Below are 18,344 nucleotides of genomic sequence, written 5' to 3'. Positions count from 1 at the left end.
TATTCAGAATATATTTTTGTTGTCATAAACAATCGTTTTTGAAAAGTAAATATCTTTTACAAGATGATAAGGACATCGAGGCTATGCCGAGCCTTCCAGTTCCATAATATCATGCATAAATTTAAAAATTTTGTGAAACCTTCTAATAAGATTTAAGGTTTTTAAAGGAGGTAAAGGATTAAACATGTTTTCATTACGTGGAGATGCTCATAAGGTTTATTCTCAACTAAAAAAGGCCTCTGAAAATGGCCAGACTTTGAATGGAGTAAAGGAAATTATTGAGGTTGAAGAAATTTACAATTTTTATCACTCAATTAATAGCGATACGCTAAAACAAATTTATTACCGTATGATTAAAGAAAAAAACGGTTCGGGAACCATCCCTATTTTTGTATCCTCTGCACCTTGGCTTTTTTTTCTGTTTTCGAAACAATTACATCAATTTCTATTCAAAGAAGGAAATTTTCTTTGGATTGTCTTTATTTTTCTATATGTTTTTATTCTTACCATAAGTGTGATTCTTCACTTTCATGAAAAATCATGGGCAGCTGTACATATTGAAATCATTCTAGATATTTTAAAGGAAAGAAATAACAGCCCATTAGATGCTATGCGGGATATGTAAATAAATGATTATTAGTGTAATTTAAAAAGGAAAGATAAACAAAGAGATTTCTTCCTTTGATCTCCCTCTTGGCTCTGCGCACGGGAACCTTCTTCCAGGTTTTGAACGCTTCTTTTGCGGCCGAACATCGGCCATTTAAAAGTATTACTTTGCGATTTACATATTTGCTTGCAAACCTTTTTCTCTATATATACAAATAGATTTAATTATATGTTTCCACATATAAAGAATCTCCTTCTTTCCATTCTGCATAGAACACTTCAGTGTAGTGATCGATTTCCTTTTTACGAAGCTCCTTTTTTAGCCAAATTTCATTTAAGCCACTTCTTCTCAAATTTTCTTTCATTAATTGCCCATCACTAATTAATGCAATTGGCAAGGAGGGAGGGTTTTTTGGCATTCCATGATCAGCTTTTGTTGGAATTTCGTAATCGGATTTTTTGACTACATTTATTGTGCCATCCGTTTCTAAAACTGCAAACTCGACCTCCCTGATTGAAAAAGTATTCTTATCACGCAGCAAATGCATCAACTGATTCAAGTCTATACGGTTTTTCTTTAACTCCTTGTGGCGAATCTTGCCTTTATAAACGATAATAGTTGGACGTCCTTCTAAAAATGCTCTTGCGCGCATGCTTTTCTGCGTGATCAACTGCATAGAAAACATTAAAATCCCCCAGGAAAATATACCAACTAAAATTTCCAAAAGCCCAACTTCCTTGTCATAAAGAGCATTCCCAACCAGTTCTCCGAGTACAAGGGCCGAAATGAAATCGAATAGAGTAATTTGTGTAATAGTCATTTTCCCAAGCATTTTTGTTATACAAAACAAACCTATAAAACCGACTAGTAACTCACCTTCTGTATGAAGTAAATTCATAATGATCTGCTCCTTAACCGTGGTTATTTTAGAATGACCCATAACCTCTGTTTTTATGAAAACAGATAGTTTGTACTACCAAGCCATTAGAAAACAAACCAAAACCTTTAACCCGGAAAGGATACACTTGTCAAGTACCTTATGAGATATCTTAGATCCGGAAGACCAAAGTTAAGTTTTTAATTTTAAAATTCTTATAAAATTACTCGGTGAAAACCAAAAAAGGAATTAAGGCTTCAAAGCCTTAATTCCCTATGAACCTGAATGACATTTCATACAAAAATTATAGAAAGCGTATACAATTTTAATTACTTTTTTTATCACGAAACGCTGCCTGATTCTTTAATTGATGTGATTCATAAGCATATTTAATCTTTGCAAAAAGGACCTTATCGTCGGTATGTCCTGTGTTTTGGGATATGGTTAAGGCCATGTTTACATCGTCCTCGGTAAATGTAGCCCCTGATTTTAGTTTTGTATTTAATTGTTTTCGTGCGATATTTATGTTAAGCATCTTTATGCCTCCCATGCAGTCGTACTGAATAGACTTAAATATATAATATGCGTTATTCGATAAAAAGTGAAAAGTTCATAGTCACGTTCGGATTGCCCCTGTTCACGGATATACAGGTTTTTTTATGATTGATGCAGAACTTTTTGAAGCTCTTCTAAGAGGAGTTGAGCACCGTTCTTACTTAAAAAAATCTTCCCATTGGCAATTGAAAAATTATGCTTGTGAATTTCACCTGTCACCTGGCAGGATCGATGAGTTCGATACTTTTGAAGAATCATCGTGTCGTTTTCAATAAAAAACTCCATAAGGTCTTTTGACTCAATATGTACGATTCATTTCACTCGGAATTACAATCCGTCCAACTGGGTCCAAAGTTCTAGAAATCCCTGTTGTCTTCATCTGTCTCACTCCTTGCTGTCTATCTTCTAACATAAGTAAATATGGATTTTACATTATTAAACAGAACTAACAAATGCTCTTGTTTATGATAAACAAATCCTTTCCAAAACCATTTCGAGTTGATTTCTGTTACACCCTATCTCTTTTAACTGTCCCCATGTAGTTCAGCATGTGTGCTCTTTTGCATCTTATGCCTGTCGAAAACTTGACTGTTCGGTTTGAGAATTATCCCATTCTTCCTGACGAAACTCTTTTTCCCACTTCGAAACCACAATACAAGCGAGAACATGACCGGGTGTATTACAGGCGGTCCGTGCCATATCCAGCACTCGGTCAATGCCTGCGATAATTGCGACACCTTCTGCAGGAAGCCCCACCGCCGATGCCGTGGCTAAAAGTACAACCAGAGAACCGGATGGAACAGCAGCAATTCCTTTGGACGTTGCCACTAGAACCCCCATCAAAATTAATTGTTGACCAAAATCCATCGGGACGCCAAATGCTTGCGCTAAGAAAATGGAGGAAACAGAAAGGTACAATGTCGATCCATCACAATTCAATGATAACCCGGATGGAATAACGAATGACACCACACGTTTCGAACAACCGTACGCTTCCATTCGATCCATTAACTGGGGTAGGATGGTTTCCGTACTTGTTGTAGAAAAAGCGATAAGGAACAAGTCCCATATCATTCGAAACAATTTAAAGTAAGAAATCTTCAGGAACCAAGCAATGAGCGGAAACAGGCCGAAAATGACAATAGCCAGTCCAAGATACACAACCCCAATCAACTTTGCCATGGGGACTAATAGAGCGATACCATACTGACCTACAGAAGCAGCCATGAGAGCGAGTACACCAATTGGTGCCGTTACCATGACGATTTGTGTCAGTTTAAACATGATTTTGGCAACGGACTCCATAAACTTTATTGCCGGCTCAGACGCCTTGCCAATGGCTCCAGCAGCGACACCAAATAAAATAGCGAAGAATATAACTGCCAATAAATCACTTTTTGCCATCGCATCTACAATGTTGCTTGGAATGATGTTAACAAGCATCGTTTTAAAGTCGACAACTTTAGTAACGCTATCATTTAATTGTGAGATATCTTTCTGGGCAAGATGAGACATATTAAGCCCAGCCCCAGGCTTTAAAGTGTTAGCAAGTAAAAGACCAATTCCAAGAATCAACGTGGTTATAAATTCAAACCATATGATTGTTTTAAGTCCTAATGAACCCATTTTTTTCATGTTTCCGCTGCCCGATGACCCGATCACAATGGTAGTGAAGACGATAGGTACCACAATCATTTTAATAAGATGAATAAAGGCGTCGCCTACTGGTCTTAAGGCTTGACCGAATTCAGGGAAAAAATGTCCGATAACCGCTCCAATAACCAATGCAATTAACACTTGAAAAGCAAAAAACTTTTTCATAAGTAGTTCTCCTCCATAAGATTAATATCATCTCTCTTGAACCTAATCAATGAGAAAGAAACAGCCTCTAAAATGGCTTCTAAATTTTTTGAGATAACCTCTTATGACAATAAAATTTAATGATTAATTGTATTTTCATATCTCAAATTCTTCATGGTTGAAGTAATAAGCAAATCGATTCAAGAGAAGTTTGTTTTCCTATTGTTACTCCTACTCAGCGTTTGTTGAACAAGTCTTGGGATATAAATCAAAACACACGACAACATCAAGACAATTATTTACGCATGCGTATCCGTTTGTGTAACGCAATTAAGTGGATTTTCTTATAGATCTATCGATTTTCCTTTACTCAGCGATTTTTCATATTGAAGAAAACTCAGAACTCCTTGTTTAGCTTCTTTATAATTATGAAATGAAGCATTTTCGATGCTTTTCCCCCTATTTGACAACAATCCCCACTTGTCCCCTTCCTTTTGAATAGCCATTCCTTTAAAATTCTTTTCTTTAACCGTTACTTGCCCAATAGGTTCTTTCGTAATATGCTCGAACAATTCTTGAGAAAACTTTGTGTTTTCAAACTCCACTCCTTTTACCCTTGCTTCATGTAAATAAATACTGGGCATCTCTCTGTTTGATATGTACTTTGGAGACAGATCCGTATCCAAAAATCGAGTGTCATCCATTAATGTACGGCTTAAGTTTGTCCGCGTTAACTCACAGTCTTGAAAAGTGACATTGGTTAGATTCGCTCGGTGTAAATTGGTTACTCTAAAATGGCAGGAATCGAACTCAGTATCTGTAAAATCTTTTTGACTTAAATCCATCTCTTTAAATATACACCGATAAAAGACCGCCTGATTAAGATGAGAGCTTGTTACCTCACAGCCTGACAGATCCAGTCCATTTAACATCAGCTGTTTTCCTTGGCGTCCGTTTGATCCCAGCCAGATCTTATGTTCAGTTAAACGATGGTTTAACACTTCCTGTGCCAGTTGAGTGACCGTTTGAAAATCAGACTGAGGGTGCAAATCTAGATGAAGGGAGTTAAGGTTACTAAAGGCCAGAGTTAGCTCTCTTTGCAGTCTGGTGTACCTGGAATCCAGATGTAGCACGTCTTGGGTCGTCTGTACTTCCTGGAGTTTTCGTAACAATACTTCTTTTTCATCACTAGTTGCGATGGTTGCTTTGTGATTAATATGATGGTTAATTTTAGGATCATAGGACTCAAAGGTTAAGGACACATGATGCACCGGAATGCCCAGTTTAGAGGGATGTAAATAGACGCCGGTCACCTGGCAGTCCAGGTCTCTAACCTCTTCGTATTCCTTGCCCTGATTTTTAAGAAATCCGAGCTTCTCAGCAATAACAAGGTCCTTAAACTGCATCATGATTTGGGGATGATTCGGATTTTCCTGGTCCATAGGTTCTTTGAAACGGCGGTTTTGGTGGATTTGTTCATATTTCTGAATGATTTCAATACGGGTTTCTATTGGGAGTCGACCGATGACAGTTCCTTGCAACTGCTGCTGATCTATAAGGGGAAAACGGTCACACTTCACGACACCTTTAATCCCTGTTTGAGAAGTGACACCGGCTGGAATTTCAACTTCAAAAGGCCGCAGGGGCAAACTGCCTGCTCGGCCGCTAAGTGTACCAATTTGAGTAGCTGGAGCTAACGATACCTCCTCCCCTATTTTGGACAAAAACATCGCGTATCGGGACTTTCCACGGCTTGGATCGTCTTGAAAGGGATAGTTGCGAACGCGGATGATATCACCACTGTATAGCTGCATGCTACTCTTCCCCGTCGTATTCGTCTTCTAAATAGTCTAAGAAGCGGTCCGCTGCGTCTTGATGAGGGCCCATCCTATCCACTAGCTTTTGAATCCGAAGTTTGGCGGCATCCATGAAGGGATGGAATTTCTGCTGGATCCTCAAATCTTGAATAATCTGTTCATTGGATTTATCTAGTACCGTATAGTCTGTCCAATCAAACGTTCGTTGGAATATCATCACTAAACCTCCTCGTTTAGTTAAGAACCTGAAAATTGAAATCTATAAAACTGCGTTTTATGATTTGATTTGCTGTAAAAATCATAGTACATACTAAAAGTATATCAAACTGTTTTTCATTTTTCAGAAAATAATAAAAAGTGTCCGTTTTGTTTCGTACATTAGTCTTACTTCATCGGAAATTCTAAAAAAAGCGACTCTTCATTTGAAGAATCGCCACAAATCCAGTTTCCAGATAGTTTTCTAATCTTGGCATTAAGCGTTCGTTCGGATTTCTGTTTCCAACGGTTTATTGTTGTTTCTCTTTTTCTTAAACACCATGTTCACAATCGGTACAATGATAATCGCGATAATAATAAGGCTAAGAACGAGAGAAATTGGTCTCTCAAAAAACGTAAACCAATTGGCAATATCCAAGGAACGGCGGAAATTTTGTTCCAATAGTGGACCAAGCACTAACGCCATAACAGCAGGAGCAAGTGGAAAATCAAAACGCTGCATCGCATACCCGATCAGACCGAACCCGAATAACAACATTAGATCAAACTGATTGTAATTAATTCCATACACACCTAAAACCGAAAATGCTACCACGCCAACAAAAAGTGGAACAGTTGGCAGCTTCAATAACGAAGCAAATACACCTACCAACGGGAGATTCAAAATTAATAACATAACATTCCCGATATACATACTAGCAATAATTGCCCATATCAATTCAGGATGTTGGTTAAACATACCTGGTCCAGGCTGCATCCCGTACATCATGAAAATAAACATTAAAAGAGCTGTGGTGGCCGAGCCTGGGATTCCAAGCGTAAATAACGGAACTAAGGCTCCGCCTACACCAGCATTGTTAGCCGCTTCAGGACCGGATACACCTTCAATGGCTCCCTTTCCAAACTCTTCAGGCCGTTTGGAAAGCTTCTTTTCCATCCCGTATGACAAAAAGGAGGCTAAAGATGGCCCTAACCCCGGAAGAACCCCAATGATAAATCCTAATAGAGAGCCTCTACCAAATGGTCCAACGGATCTTTTCCAGTCCTCACGAGTCATCCAATTTGATCCTTTAAAGTTTTGGACATTCATTTTTGCCACTTTGCCCTTTCTTGCCATAGTTGAAAGGGCTTCTGGAATAGCAAATAAAGCAATCGCAACTAAAACAAAATCAATTCCGTCCAATAAGTTCGGAATACCAAATGAATATCTGGGAACACTGGATTGCAAATCAATCCCCACCATCGCAATCGATAGTCCAAACAAGGTAGAAATATATGCCTTTAAGGCAGACCCTGTCGTTAAACTGGAAACCATGGACATAGCGAGTACAATCATAAGAAAGTATTCTGCCGAACCAAAGAAAAAGGCTGCCTTAGCTAAAACGGGTGCGAGCAGCATCAAACCTAGTGTAGAAAGTGTTCCAGCGATAAACGATCCAATAGCAGCGGCCGATAAGGCACGTCCAGCTTTTCCTTGTTTCGCCATCTCATATCCATCCAACGTTGTGACAATCGAAGCTACTTCCCCTGGTGTTTTCACGAGTATGGCAGTAGTCGAGCCGCCATACATAGAACCATAATAGATTCCGATTAACATAATGAGGCCGCTCATCGGTTCCATTCCATATGACATCGGTATTAGCAGAGCGATCGCGGTAATGGGGCCGATTCCTGGAAGGATTCCAGTTAATGTTCCTATCAAAACCCCGATAAAGGCAAAACCTAAAGTCTCCAAAGATAATGCCTGGCTGAAACCTGACATGAGATGTGAGAACATATCCATATTGTGTTCCCCCCTAACCTAATGGACCTAACGGTAGATAAACCGCCAATACACGATCAAAAACAAGATAGATAATACCTGGGAAAGCCAATGAATAAATCACATTTCGAATCCAATGTTCCCTGTCCAAAAACATCGTCACACTTAAAATAAAGAGGGCCGTTGAAAGCAAGTAGCCCAGTGGAAAAAATAATAAAACGTAGCCAAGGAGAAGGAGGGAGAGAACAAAAACTTTTTTGGGATCTTGTTTTTCCTCCTCTTCTTCCATTGGATTTTCAGGCTCTGTCTTGCCATGTTGCTGCCGTTGTTCAAGCCACCCTTTACCAATTAGCATGATAGAGGTAATGATTAAGAGAATGCCAATGGCTGCCGGAAAGACGGAAGGACCAATCACCGCTGTATTTGACGATGATGCAGGCAGCCGGAATGCCATGATCGTATAAATAAGCGCAAACATGAGGATCACCATTCCGGAAATGGTATTCTTGTTCATTTGACCACTCCTCCCTTTTCAATATCAAGATTGTATGTTTTATTTTTCCTGTCCTGTTTTTTGAAGCGCTTTTTCAATTGAGTGATTGGTTTCATCTAAATATTTCTGCAATTCTTCGCCTTTCATAAAAGTTGTTTCCCATTGATTCTTTTTGGCAATTTCTTTCCAAGTATCCGATTTAAGCGATGTTTCAATCACATCTTGCCAATACTTAACGGCTGCTTTGGGCATATCCGGTGGACCCATAACACCTCGCCAATTTCCGTAGGATACATTTACGCCTTGTTCGATTGCTGTCGGGATATCTTTCATAACACCACCTAGCCTTTTGTCGCTTAATACAGCGAGAGCACGGAATTTACCGGCTTCAATTTGGGAGCTAAATTCGCTAATCCCAGACACTGCCACTTTGAGATCACCATTCAGTAAAGCATTTGTAATTTCTCCTCCGCCTTCATACGAAACGAATTTAAGCTGCTTGGCATCACCGCCTGCTTCATCCACCAATAAAGCAAATGGAAGCTGATCGTCACCAGAAGCACCTACAGGAATGGACTGAGGTTTTTCTTTAACATCATTTAATAAATCTTTAAGGGATTTATACGGTGAATCTTTCGGAACGACCACAGTGTAGTATTCAGTCATTAGCCTTGCGATCATCGTTACATCTTTATAACTATAGTCAGAATTGCCGCGTAGGTAATTGACCATAATCGGAGTTGAAGTTACACTAATCTTGTCCACGGCACCTTTACTTTGCGTTACTAGTTGGGATAGTGACACTGCCCCAGTCGCTCCAGGTTCATTCACGACCGGTATTGGAAATTTGACTGCCTTTTCTTTCGTAAAGGTTTCAACCAGCGCACGAGCGGTTAAATCCCAGCCGCTTCCCGGTGGCGCAGGCGCCACGATAGTTACAGGTTTTCCTTTCGAATATACGGCTGCTTTTGCGCCGGTCTTTCCTGCTGATGAACTAGAATTGCAGCCGGCCAATACGACAACGAAGGTTAGACAAATGATCAACACCATGATCCATTTCTTTTTTACACTTTTCAAAACAAATCCCCCCTTTAATGTTTATCAGTGAATTTTCCCTATCCTTACGCTACTTACTGATTTTTTCTTGAACAGTCGGTGCTGCTTGAAGTTGGCCAGCTGGGCCTGCCTTAAAAATGGCACTTTCCAGAGGATGCCCTACCACCTTTTCAACATGCTTGGATAGTTCAAGCAATCGTTTCAAATCGATTCCATTTGGAATATTCATTAGGTCCAGCATGTGAACGAGATCTTCTGTTGATACATTTCCAGTTGCACCAGGGGCATAGGGACAACCGCCTAGCCCCCCAATCGACGCATCAAACGCACGAACACCTGCATCAATTCCAGCTAAGACATTGGCAATCGCCATTCCTCGTGTATTGTGAAGATGAAGACTGAATTCGACGTCCGGAAATTGGTCAATCAGCCTTTTTAACGTTGTATAAACAAGCTTCGGATCGGCGACGCCAATGGTATCCGCTATGCTTATAGACCGGATACCCATAGAATAATAGGCTTCTGCGACATAAAGTACCCTTTCAAATGAAACCTTACCTTCAAAAGGACAGCCTAGCGCGGTTGCCATTCCTCCTTGAACCTTTACATTATGTTCATGAGCTAACTTGACTACTTTTTCATGTTCCTTAAGGCTTTCATCAACCTTTTTATTCGCATTGGCCAGACTATGAGATTCTGTTACGGAATGCATCAGCTCCCATTCATCTGCTTTCATGGGCACAGCCCGTTGTGCGCCGCGTTCATTGGGCACTAAAACACTGTACAAAACGCCAGATTGCCGATCAATGTTTCTCATTACTTCTTCCGCATCTGCCAGTTGCGGAACAGCTTTCGGGTGAACCAAAGATGTTACCTGAATACCTGTAACACCGGTTTTGGATAGCGCATTGATGATATTGATTTTTTCCTCAGTCGGAATCCATGCTTTCTCCATTTGAAGGCCATCGCGCGGCCCCACATCTTTCACTTTAATAAAATCATTGAACTCCCAATTCATATGACTCCCTCCTTTTCTAAAATTTGAATTTCTTCAGGTGTAAAACCAAGTTTAGAATACACTTCATCATTGTGCTCCCCCAGCTTCGAACCCGAATTCCTTACAGAACCTGGAGTTTTAGAGAATTTTGGTACCACACCTGGAAGTTTTATTTTCCCAAATGACGCATGTTCGACTTCAACAATGGAGTGACGGGCTTTATATTGTGGATCTTGGAAGATGTCTTCTATGGAGTAAATAGGAGAAATTGGTACGCCGTGGTTGTCGCAAAGTATTTGAATATCTGATGCTGTATATTTCCTCACCCAATCTGCCACCATGGTCATTAACTCAACTCGCCTTTTTTCGCGCTCTTTGTTGGTTGAATAGCGAGGATCGGTTATCATTTCTTCCCTTCCCATTAATTCAGCTAAGCGGTAGAACGTACGGTCTGTACTCGTAGTAAGGACCATCCATTTTCCATCAGCTGTTTGAAAGGTTCCAACTGGCACAGATGCACTGTTATCATTCCCTTGCCTCTCCATCACGGTTCCAAGCTGGTCGTAAGTCGCCACCATGATTTCCAGCAAGCGGAACATCGATTCATAAAGAGACAAATCAATCTCTTGCCCTTCTCCCCCACCAGCATCTCGATGGTACAGTGCCACAACAGCTCCTATCGTTGCAAATAGTCCAGTTAAATAATCAACAAGCGATATCGGCGGTGATAAAGGGGGTCTGTCCCTGTCACCATTAATATAAGTGTAGCCTCCGAAGGCAGTAGCGGAAGTGCCAAAACCGGCTTTTTCACGGTGTGGACCGGTTTGTCCATAACCACTAATTCGGACAACAATTATATTCGGATTCACATCTCTTATGCGTTCGATTGGTATTCCCCATTTTTCAAGCGTTCCAGGACGGAAATTTTCAAATAATACATCTTGATCCGCTAATAATCTGAGAAATACCTCCTGGCCTTTTTCCTTGCGCAGGTCGAGTGTAATCGTTTTTTTATTACGTGAAACCGTTGCCCACGGAATCGATACATCAAGTTTCATTGGTTGAAAACCGCGGACTGGATCCCCTTTTCCTGGAATCTCCACTTTTATCACATCTGCTCCGTAATCTCCCAATAAGGCTGCGGCAAAAGGAGCTGCATAAACGGTTGCAATATCAAGAACTTTCAAACCCTTAAGCGGACCCGCCATCCAATCACCTCCCAGTAAAGTTTATTTGATTCTTTAAGCTGTGAATCTAGATCACTCCCTTGTTCGCCATGTCTTGAATCATTTCATTTGTTAGCCCAATTTCTTTTAGTACGTCCAGATTATGTTCACCGATTTTCGAACCCAGCCAATTGACTTGTCCTGGAGTTTTGCTTAGCCCATTATGCAGCGCTCGCCATTTCCTTAAGGGATCCCCGATTTTTGGTACTTCCACTTTTATGATCTCTGATCCAAATTCCGCTAGAATCCTTGCACAAAAGGGACCTGCAATTAAAGAACCCATTTCCAGTACTTTTACACCAGACAAAGGAAGACTATTAGGTGTAACAGCCAAGGCTATGCCCCCTCCTATCCATATCGAATTTTTTCTGAAATCCCTAAAATAAAGCGCTTTCATTTTTGTGTTCATAATTCTACTTGGTATTGATTAAACCCGCTTAAAATATTTTCCAAGTCATCTTGTATGTGATTTTTCATTAATTCCTCCGCTTTGTCAGCATCTCGGTTATTGATAGATTGAAGAATCGCTTCGTGTTCATCAAAACCGGTTGACCTAAAGCCAACGGAGCTAGTAATAAAACGATATCGGACAATTTCCGTACGAACCTGGTCCATCATCTGGATTAACGATGGATTTTTGCTCAATTTTACAATGGTTTGATGAAATAAAGTGTTTTTTTCAACCACTCGTTCAAGATGGCCAGCTTGAAAATACTGTCGGCCGAGAATAATATACTCTTCCAATTGATAGTAGTCATTTTGTTGTATATGAAGAGCGGCCTTCCTTGCAGCCAATCCTTCCAAGACAGAACGGCATTCATACATGCTCTTGATCGTTTCTTTATTTAAATCGGTGACTTTAGCCCCAATAGAACTCTCAAACGTGACTAGACGTTCTCTTTCCAGCTTTCTTAAAGCTTCTCTAATTGGAGTCCGGCTCGTATTAAACATTTCTGCTAGCTTCATTTCCCTCAATCGTTCATTGGGAGACAATCTCCCCTTTATAATTGCATCTTTAATTGATAAATACACTTGCTCATAAAGACTATGCTTTCTATGGTTCATTCTCAATTCACCTTTAACCTAACTTTGTATTCCTTTTCAGATATTGTATACAATTTACATCATAATAATTCTGACTATTCATTTCAATCAGAAAATTTCGACAAATAGTGATGTTTTTGTTCGGAAAAATTAGAGGAGAGGATAAACCTGGATAATGTTTCGTTTATCGCGACTGAGTGAATTATTTCGATTTTTTTACTTGTCGTTTTTTCCCGCCTATTTTCACAAACACTTTCACAAGTGATATTGTTTGTGTATACAAGTGCGAATTCACTTGTGTTTTAATTTATGTTTATACAAACCTATCGTTCCATACTTCTATTCTTCTTTTTCTTCAGTTGTCGACGTTCAAAATCATCTTCTTTCCATTTCTTGTTCGCTTCTCGGATCGCACTCTCAAGAATCTGGAAGAAATCAGAAGTCCTCGATCTATCGTACTGAGGTGAAGGGTATGGAGTGTACATTTGATTCATAGGATTTACATCATTCGTTAGATCCCTTGGTTTAACCAGCTCTCCAAGCTGCCTTTGAGCATTTCCTGATAATTCTGCAATCGTTTGCTGACATTCTTGATAAAACATCATGAGGTAGGAGTCATTTTCAGGCTGAAATTGAGGATAGCGTTCGACCAATTGCTCATAAAGCCGTTTTCTTTCTGGATAGGCAACCTTCTTAATTTCATACAGCCTAGAAAGAAGGTCTTCTTGTTCAATTACAGTGTATCGTCTTGGTGATTGAGGCAAATCAGTAGGTGTAATCTCTTTTTCGTAATATTCTTGCGCCCTTACCAGCCATTCTTTTTGCTCAAGCGTTAAATGTAGCCGGCCTTTCCACTGTGGATAGAGATCTTCTAACCGGTTGTCATAAAGCCGGTTCATTAAATCTAACGCTTGGGCGGAACGGTCTTTTTTCTGAAGCAGTAACTGTAGTTTATCCAAAACAAATTTAGGCGCATGCTTGATCGAGTTGGGTTGCGCAAAATCAATGTTGTTCTTTATCCTAAGTGTCTCAAATTGTTGTTGGAATACCTTCACTTCGTTGTGCAATGAAGATACAAACGCCGGTCGATGATTCAGCAATTGATCAATCGCATTCTCTACTTCTCTGTGCTCCACATTTTTTAGAAGGCTTTCGATCTGTTCATGGTTCAGTTTCTTATTTTCTGTCAGTGAAACATCCACAATCGCTATCTTTTGTTCTTTGGAATAGTGACCTTGCTCAAGTGTGGGATAGTAAGCCGTTAGGAATCGGCTCGCTTCCTTTTCGAGAATGTTCTCGGCTCTTTCCAGCATCAGTGTTTCGTTTTGGATTCGATCTATTTTTTTCTGTTTTTCTACAGAGTCAGCTTGGAAGTTTAGCCGCGATTGCCATTTTTGTAATTGTGTTTTACGTTTCATGACATTTTCGTAGTTTACGAAAATCCGTAAACCTTTTGCCGCCTCTTTTAATTGCTTTTTCTCAAGGGGAGTAAACCGTCGTACAAAAGAATGAGCCCGCTCCCTCTTTTGTTTTTCTCGTTTTGCTTCGTTAAGCTCGATGACCGTTCGATTATATTCCCTCCGTTCCTTATTGATTTGCATGCGATCCGATACTGTTCCTTCACTCTCCATCTTCCTCGCCGCAAATCCTTCATGAATAGTAGGCAGGGTTTCCAGACCTCTTGCTTCATGAGATAAATGAGAAAGACGTGCTGAAAAACCGTTCTTTTCTAAAAAACGGTTCGCATAATGGGCCCACTGTTCTCTCCAGTATAGTAGTTTCTCTTTTGTATTCCAGTCCGTTGTATGTACCGCCATCGTTGTTACTTTTCCATTGATGACTTCCTTCGTTTTCTTCTGTTTATTTCCCCATGTTCCGTCTGGATTAAATGGTCGCATCGTGAGCAATACATGAAAATGCGGATTCTCCTCATCATCGCGGTGGATGGCGACATCGGCTACCATTCCATCATCTGCAAAGATCTCCTGGCAGAAGGTGATCGCCAGTTTTTCTTGTTCTTCGTGAGATAACTCTTTTGGCAGTGCCACATTGATTTCTCGGCATAGTTGGGAGTTCCACTGCTTCTCAACCCGTTCTACTTCATTCCATAGTCTCTCTCGTTGATACACCCACTGTGGCGCATGACTGGGAGCTAAAATATGGGTAATTGGCTGAACGGATCGGTTGTAATATTTTCCTTCATTGGTTCGCTCATCCACGAGTCTTTCACCTGACCGGTAGGCGGCAGCCGCAATGGCACTTTGTTGTTTTTTTCGAGATTTGATCTGATTCGAAAAATGATAGATGGCCATTACGCTTTCCCTCCTTACGGATTCTACATGAGCGAAGCGAATTTTATAGACGCCGCGCGACGTGATTTGGGTTTTCGCACGATACCACGATAGTGGTATATAAGTGCGCCCTTATCATTTCATTTTCGGGATTATTGTACCATTTCCCATGTTTTGGTTCAAATGCTACAATTAACTAAAACTATTATATTGAGGTGAAGAAATGGCTTCCGAAAAAACGAAGAATCAAATTTTAGAGATTGAAGAACAAATTAAGAGATTAAGAGATAAACAGAAACGGTTGGTTGCAAAGACTCAGTCAGAAATCGGAAAGTATGTAATGGACACCTGGAATATCAAAGATACAGAATCAGCTAAGGTGTTTATTGATTTATTCAAAGAACAAGTTCATTCCTCACAGCAAGTCGCAGCGAGCGACGAAACGAATGATCAAGGAAGCCGATCCGATGATTTCTGAAGAAATGAACGGAATCAATGAAAAAATTAGGGTATTAGAGCAGCGGAAAAAAGCGTTGGAATATAAGTTAACCAATGAAGGACGAAAGGAACGGACTCGACGGCTGATACAAAAAGGAGCCCTATTAGAAAAGTATTTAAATATAGAAGAGCTGACCGTGGAAGAAACAGAAATTGTGTTAAAAGTTGTCGCAAATTTTAAAAATAAAAATACCGATTACTTTGAAAATCAGATCCGACGGTTCCACGAATAGAAATATATCTTCCCTCCATCCCTCTAGTATTTAAGGTCAAAAACAGCCTTATCTAGGTAGCGATTTATTTAATTTCAAGGCTTAAGGAAAAGAATGTGACTGATAAACTAGATGTAACATTTACACCAAATAAGATTGAACACTTCAGAAACAGCAAAGTGGTTAGTGGCATCCCTTTTACAAGAACAACCGATGTAAAATAACCATTAAAAAACCAGCCATTTTTTACGAAAAGGAACTTCGGGAAGTGGACTGGGTTTTTAATGACTATATGGCTGGAATTTGAATTAATTAATCATAGGGCTGAAGCGGTGGATATCCGGCCTCCAGCACTACTTTACGGAATAAAAACTGGCTATTTCTCCCTTCTCAAATTTTTCGGCATAATGTCGCAGTCTATTAATACATTATATCGATCGTGCTGCAGCAATAGCCTGAAGTGGCTTCTCCCTTGTATTCACCCCAATATGCTATTACTATTAACTTCATCTCGCCACTCCCTGGTTACTGTTATTATCATTGTGCTCTTTTTTCGAAAAAAAAGGTGCCAGGCACCTCAAAATCAATCTATTCCTTTACGGCTCCGGAAGTAAGACCGGACACAATTCTCCGCTGGAACAATAACACCATAATGACAAGCGGGACAGTTACAATGATGGTAGCGGCAGTGATGTCGCCCCATGGAACGGTAAATTGTCCCTCAAACATCGCGATTCCGACTGGTACGGTTTTAAACTTATCTTCTGTATTGATTGTCAGCGCAAACAGGAATTCATTCCATGCTGCAATAAATACAAGGATGGCAGTTGTAAATATTCCGGGAACAGCTAATGGCAGAATGACCTTCCAATATGTTTGCATCAGGGTTGCACCGTCCATCTTGGCGGCTTCTTCCAAATCAAACGGGATTTTGCGGAAGAACGTTACGAGAATCCAGATGGAAAGCGGGAGCGTAATGGTCGTATACGGGATAATCAGTCCGAGATAGCTGTTCGTTAAACCTATATTTTTCAGCAGAATGTAGATCGGTGATATTGTCGCAATCTGCGGGAACATGGACACCGATAATACTAGGCCAAGAATAATGGTTTTTCCTTTAAACTTAAGCCTGGCGATCGCATAGGCCGTAAAGGAGGCAATCAGCACCGTATAAACAGTGGTTATTCCAGAAACGACAAAGCTGTTCCACAAGTATCTAAGAAATGGATAATTTACGAATACGGACACATAGTTCTCAAGGGTTGGTTTGCTTGTAAATGGCGTAAATGCCTTGTCCCCAAATAATTCTGAAATTGGTTTTATGGAGCTGACCAGCATCCACAAAAACGGGAACATGACAATGAATACAAAGATTGCGAGAAAGATATAAAACAACGGGCCTGCTTTTTTATTCACGAACTCTCACTCCTTTTCACAGTAACTGCCTTATCTGTCGTTTAACAGGTCACGGCCAAGAAACTTGATAAAAATCATGGAAATGATGGCAACACAGACAAAGACAATGACAGAAAGGGCTGAACCATCACCAAAATTGGTCTGTTCAAACATCCTTTTATAAGCCAGTATGGATATCGTTTCCGTAGAGTTTGCAGGTCCTCCCCCTGTAAGTACAAAGACGAGGTCAAAGACACGGAACGCATCCAGCGTTCTAAACAGCAGAGCTACCAATATACTTGATTTTAATAAAGGCAGTGTGATGGTCGTAAACTGTTTCCATTTGGAAGCCCCATCAATAGACGCTGCCTCATAGAGTGAAGACGAAATGGTCTGCAGTCCGGCTAGAAGGAGTAATGCCATGTATGGGGTCGTCTTCCAAACATCCGTAAAGATGATGGAGAACATCGCCCCGATATTGCTTGTTAACAAATCAGTCGCATTGTCAACCAGTCCGACTTTCTCAAATATTCTTGACACGATTCCATTTTGTCCGTCATATAAGAACTGCCACATTTTTGCGGAAACAGCAGTCGGTATCGCCCATGGAATCAAGATGGTCGCTCTCACAAGGCCTCTTCCGAAGAATGCCTTGTTAATTAAAAGAGCGATGGCCAGCCCTACGACGAGCTCCACAAATACTGAAATTAATGTAAAGGCGCTTGTATTCCATATCGCCATCCACATCCGTTTGTCCGTCAGATTTTCTTTATAGTGGTCCAGCCCGATAAAGTTAGGCTTAATGACCGCTTCGTTCAGAGATGAAGACAGGCCGAGAGCGTCCTCTTCATTTTTAAGGCCTTTAAGTTCCTTTACTTGTGCGGATACTTTGTGAAGGGTTTTGTCTAATTTGATCGCATCTGTCTTATCCACTTTTACCGAGCTCAGCTCATCACTGACCGGTTCCATGTTTGTTAGCATGTCGTCTACTTGATCGTATTGCTTTTTTACAGCTGAATCATCCTGAATGCTTGCGTCCACTTCTTTAAGTCCTTTTACCAGGCCATTTAAGCTTTCTGCAGCCGATCCATTCGCTTTTCCTGCTTCATCCTCCAATACATTGATTAAAAAGGGATAGCTGTTTAGGTATTTTTCCAAGTCAATATGATAGGTCAGGGTCACTTCGGATTTTGTTGGGTTATTTAACCTAAGGTCAAACAAACTATAATAAAATGATTGCAACACGGGCCATACTGCGATAAGGAGAATCAAAATCAATGATGGTGCTACGAGTAAATAGCCTAATCTTTTTTCAGACGCTTTCTGTTTCTTGCCTGAAGCAGGTTTCCCCTGTTTAGGTTGTTTTTCGGGATTAAGGTTTACTTCCACTTTTGCCCACTCCTTACATTACGAATGCCATCAATGGACTGGCGAAGCAAAACAGCCCATCCATCGCATTCTGGAATCGATACCAATAGTAATTTTGCACAAGCCTCCA

General features: G+C 40.4%; 19 protein-coding genes. 3 read left to right on the top strand and 16 right to left on the bottom strand.

The genetic code is table 11. The features are described 5' to 3' along the window. Positions 1-184 precede the first annotated feature (184 nt). A complete protein-coding gene (locus QYF49_RS21280) occupies positions 185-625 on the top strand; it encodes a hypothetical protein (RefSeq protein ID WP_290401596.1) in 441 nt (146 codons plus the stop codon). 202 nt (positions 626-827) lie between these two features. Here the strand turns inward: QYF49_RS21280 and QYF49_RS21275 are convergent, their stop codons facing one another. The 14 genes from QYF49_RS21275 to mobQ form a co-directional block, all read right to left on the bottom strand. Beyond that, positions 828-1,505, bottom strand: coding sequence for a DUF421 domain-containing protein (locus tag QYF49_RS21275; protein ID WP_290401595.1), 678 nt, complete (start codon positions 1,503-1,505; stop codon positions 828-830). Between the two features lie 304 nt (positions 1,506-1,809). Continuing rightward, positions 1,810-2,019, bottom strand: coding sequence for a hypothetical protein (locus QYF49_RS21270; protein WP_290401594.1), 210 nt, complete (start codon positions 2,017-2,019; stop codon positions 1,810-1,812). Between the two features lie 122 nt (positions 2,020-2,141). Continuing rightward, the gene (locus QYF49_RS26045) at positions 2,142-2,297 is read right to left on the bottom strand and encodes a hypothetical protein (protein WP_425589619.1); all 156 of its coding nucleotides are present in this window, start codon (positions 2,295-2,297) and stop codon (positions 2,142-2,144) included. 309 nt (positions 2,298-2,606) lie between these two features. After that, on the bottom strand, positions 2,607-3,860 hold the full coding sequence (locus tag QYF49_RS21260) for a dicarboxylate/amino acid:cation symporter (protein ID WP_290401593.1): 1,254 nt from the start codon (positions 3,858-3,860) through the stop codon (positions 2,607-2,609). A 323-nt stretch (positions 3,861-4,183) separates the two neighbouring features. After that, the gene (locus QYF49_RS21255) at positions 4,184-5,653 is read right to left on the bottom strand and encodes a pentapeptide repeat-containing protein (protein ID WP_290401592.1); all 1,470 of its coding nucleotides are present in this window, start codon (positions 5,651-5,653) and stop codon (positions 4,184-4,186) included. Position 5,654: 1 nt separating this feature from the next. Next, a complete protein-coding gene (locus QYF49_RS21250; RefSeq protein ID WP_290401591.1) occupies positions 5,655-5,873 on the bottom strand; it encodes a hypothetical protein in 219 nt (72 codons plus the stop codon). Between the two features lie 255 nt (positions 5,874-6,128). Beyond that, positions 6,129-7,655 (bottom strand): tripartite tricarboxylate transporter permease, encoded by a 1,527-nt coding sequence (locus QYF49_RS21245; RefSeq protein ID WP_290401590.1) that lies wholly within the window; start codon positions 7,653-7,655, stop codon positions 6,129-6,131. A 13-nt stretch (positions 7,656-7,668) separates the two neighbouring features. Further along, positions 7,669-8,148 carry a tripartite tricarboxylate transporter TctB family protein gene (locus QYF49_RS21240; protein WP_290401589.1) on the bottom strand — a complete coding sequence of 160 codons (480 nt, stop codon included), beginning with the start codon at positions 8,146-8,148 and terminating at the stop codon, positions 7,669-7,671. Between the two features lie 39 nt (positions 8,149-8,187). Then, positions 8,188-9,204, bottom strand: a complete 1,017-nt coding sequence (locus tag QYF49_RS21235) for a tripartite tricarboxylate transporter substrate binding protein (protein WP_290401588.1) — start codon at positions 9,202-9,204, stop codon at positions 8,188-8,190. A gap of 49 nt (positions 9,205-9,253) precedes the next feature. Then, a complete protein-coding gene (locus tag QYF49_RS21230; RefSeq protein ID WP_290401587.1) occupies positions 9,254-10,201 on the bottom strand; it encodes a hydroxymethylglutaryl-CoA lyase in 948 nt (315 codons plus the stop codon). Then, positions 10,198-11,388, bottom strand: coding sequence for a CaiB/BaiF CoA transferase family protein (locus QYF49_RS21225; RefSeq protein ID WP_290401586.1), 1,191 nt, complete (start codon positions 11,386-11,388; stop codon positions 10,198-10,200). Before QYF49_RS21225 ends, QYF49_RS21230 begins: the two co-directional genes overlap by 4 nt. 46 nt (positions 11,389-11,434) lie before the next feature. Then, positions 11,435-11,740 carry a CoA transferase gene (locus QYF49_RS26040; protein ID WP_425589615.1) on the bottom strand — a complete coding sequence of 102 codons (306 nt, stop codon included), beginning with the start codon at positions 11,738-11,740 and terminating at the stop codon, positions 11,435-11,437. Between the two features lie 71 nt (positions 11,741-11,811). Beyond that, positions 11,812-12,471: a GntR family transcriptional regulator gene (locus tag QYF49_RS21215; RefSeq protein ID WP_290401585.1), complete on the bottom strand. Its 660-nt coding sequence runs from the start codon at positions 12,469-12,471 to the stop codon at positions 11,812-11,814. Between the two features lie 302 nt (positions 12,472-12,773). Then, positions 12,774-14,762: a MobQ family relaxase gene (gene mobQ, locus QYF49_RS21210; RefSeq protein WP_290401584.1), complete on the bottom strand. Its 1,989-nt coding sequence runs from the start codon at positions 14,760-14,762 to the stop codon at positions 12,774-12,776. Between the two features lie 202 nt (positions 14,763-14,964). Here mobQ and QYF49_RS21205 point away from each other — a divergent pair, with 202 nt between their 5' ends. Beyond that, positions 14,965-15,219: a hypothetical protein gene (locus QYF49_RS21205; RefSeq protein ID WP_290401583.1), complete on the top strand. Its 255-nt coding sequence runs from the start codon at positions 14,965-14,967 to the stop codon at positions 15,217-15,219. Beyond that, complete coding sequence (locus QYF49_RS21200; protein ID WP_290401582.1) at positions 15,209-15,472, top strand: DUF3847 domain-containing protein; 264 nt, start codon at positions 15,209-15,211, stop codon at positions 15,470-15,472. The genes QYF49_RS21205 and QYF49_RS21200 overlap by 11 nt, the downstream gene beginning before the upstream one ends. Positions 15,473-16,039: 567 nt before the next feature. Here the strand turns inward: QYF49_RS21200 and QYF49_RS21195 are convergent. Beyond that, complete coding sequence (locus QYF49_RS21195; RefSeq protein ID WP_256227359.1) at positions 16,040-16,867, bottom strand: carbohydrate ABC transporter permease; 828 nt, start codon at positions 16,865-16,867, stop codon at positions 16,040-16,042. A gap of 30 nt (positions 16,868-16,897) precedes the next feature. Continuing rightward, positions 16,898-18,235: a carbohydrate ABC transporter permease gene (locus tag QYF49_RS21190; RefSeq protein WP_290401581.1), complete on the bottom strand. Its 1,338-nt coding sequence runs from the start codon at positions 18,233-18,235 to the stop codon at positions 16,898-16,900. Positions 18,236-18,344: the final 109 nt, after the last annotated feature.

Source organism: Fictibacillus terranigra (assembly GCF_030412265.1).
In the GTDB taxonomy this organism is placed as follows: domain Bacteria; phylum Bacillota; class Bacilli; order Bacillales; family Fictibacillaceae; genus Fictibacillus_C; species Fictibacillus_C terrinigri.
The sequence above is the reverse complement of the archived record's forward strand: the minus strand, read 5'-3'. Positions and strand labels throughout refer to the sequence as shown.

What these genes read in the sequence shown, in the direction of transcription:
- QYF49_RS21225 (WP_290401586.1), bottom strand. Translation starts at nt 11,388, where the DNA reads ATGGCGGGTCCGCTTAAGGGTTTGAAAGTTCTTGATATTGCAACCGTT.
- QYF49_RS21200 (WP_290401582.1), top strand. Translation starts at nt 15,209, where the DNA reads ATGATTTCTGAAGAAATGAACGGAATCAATGAAAAAATTAGGGTATTA.
- QYF49_RS21255 (WP_290401592.1), bottom strand. Translation starts at nt 5,653, where the DNA reads ATGCAGCTATACAGTGGTGATATCATCCGCGTTCGCAACTATCCCTTT.
- QYF49_RS21215 (WP_290401585.1), bottom strand. Translation starts at nt 12,471, where the DNA reads ATGAACCATAGAAAGCATAGTCTTTATGAGCAAGTGTATTTATCAATT.
- QYF49_RS21270 (WP_290401594.1), bottom strand. Translation starts at nt 2,019, where the DNA reads ATGCTTAACATAAATATCGCACGAAAACAATTAAATACAAAACTAAAA.
- QYF49_RS21275 (WP_290401595.1), bottom strand. Translation starts at nt 1,505, where the DNA reads ATGAATTTACTTCATACAGAAGGTGAGTTACTAGTCGGTTTTATAGGT.
- QYF49_RS26045 (WP_425589619.1), bottom strand. Translation starts at nt 2,297, where the DNA reads ATGATTCTTCAAAAGTATCGAACTCATCGATCCTGCCAGGTGACAGGT.
- QYF49_RS21230 (WP_290401587.1), bottom strand. Translation starts at nt 10,201, where the DNA reads ATGAATTGGGAGTTCAATGATTTTATTAAAGTGAAAGATGTGGGGCCG.
- QYF49_RS21245 (WP_290401590.1), bottom strand. Translation starts at nt 7,655, where the DNA reads ATGGATATGTTCTCACATCTCATGTCAGGTTTCAGCCAGGCATTATCT.
- QYF49_RS21205 (WP_290401583.1), top strand. Translation starts at nt 14,965, where the DNA reads ATGGCTTCCGAAAAAACGAAGAATCAAATTTTAGAGATTGAAGAACAA.
- QYF49_RS21240 (WP_290401589.1), bottom strand. Translation starts at nt 8,148, where the DNA reads ATGAACAAGAATACCATTTCCGGAATGGTGATCCTCATGTTTGCGCTT.
- QYF49_RS21280 (WP_290401596.1), top strand. Translation starts at nt 185, where the DNA reads ATGTTTTCATTACGTGGAGATGCTCATAAGGTTTATTCTCAACTAAAA.
- QYF49_RS21260 (WP_290401593.1), bottom strand. Translation starts at nt 3,860, where the DNA reads ATGAAAAAGTTTTTTGCTTTTCAAGTGTTAATTGCATTGGTTATTGGA.
- mobQ (WP_290401584.1), bottom strand. Translation starts at nt 14,762, where the DNA reads ATGGCCATCTATCATTTTTCGAATCAGATCAAATCTCGAAAAAAACAA.
- QYF49_RS21250 (WP_290401591.1), bottom strand. Translation starts at nt 5,873, where the DNA reads ATGATATTCCAACGAACGTTTGATTGGACAGACTATACGGTACTAGAT.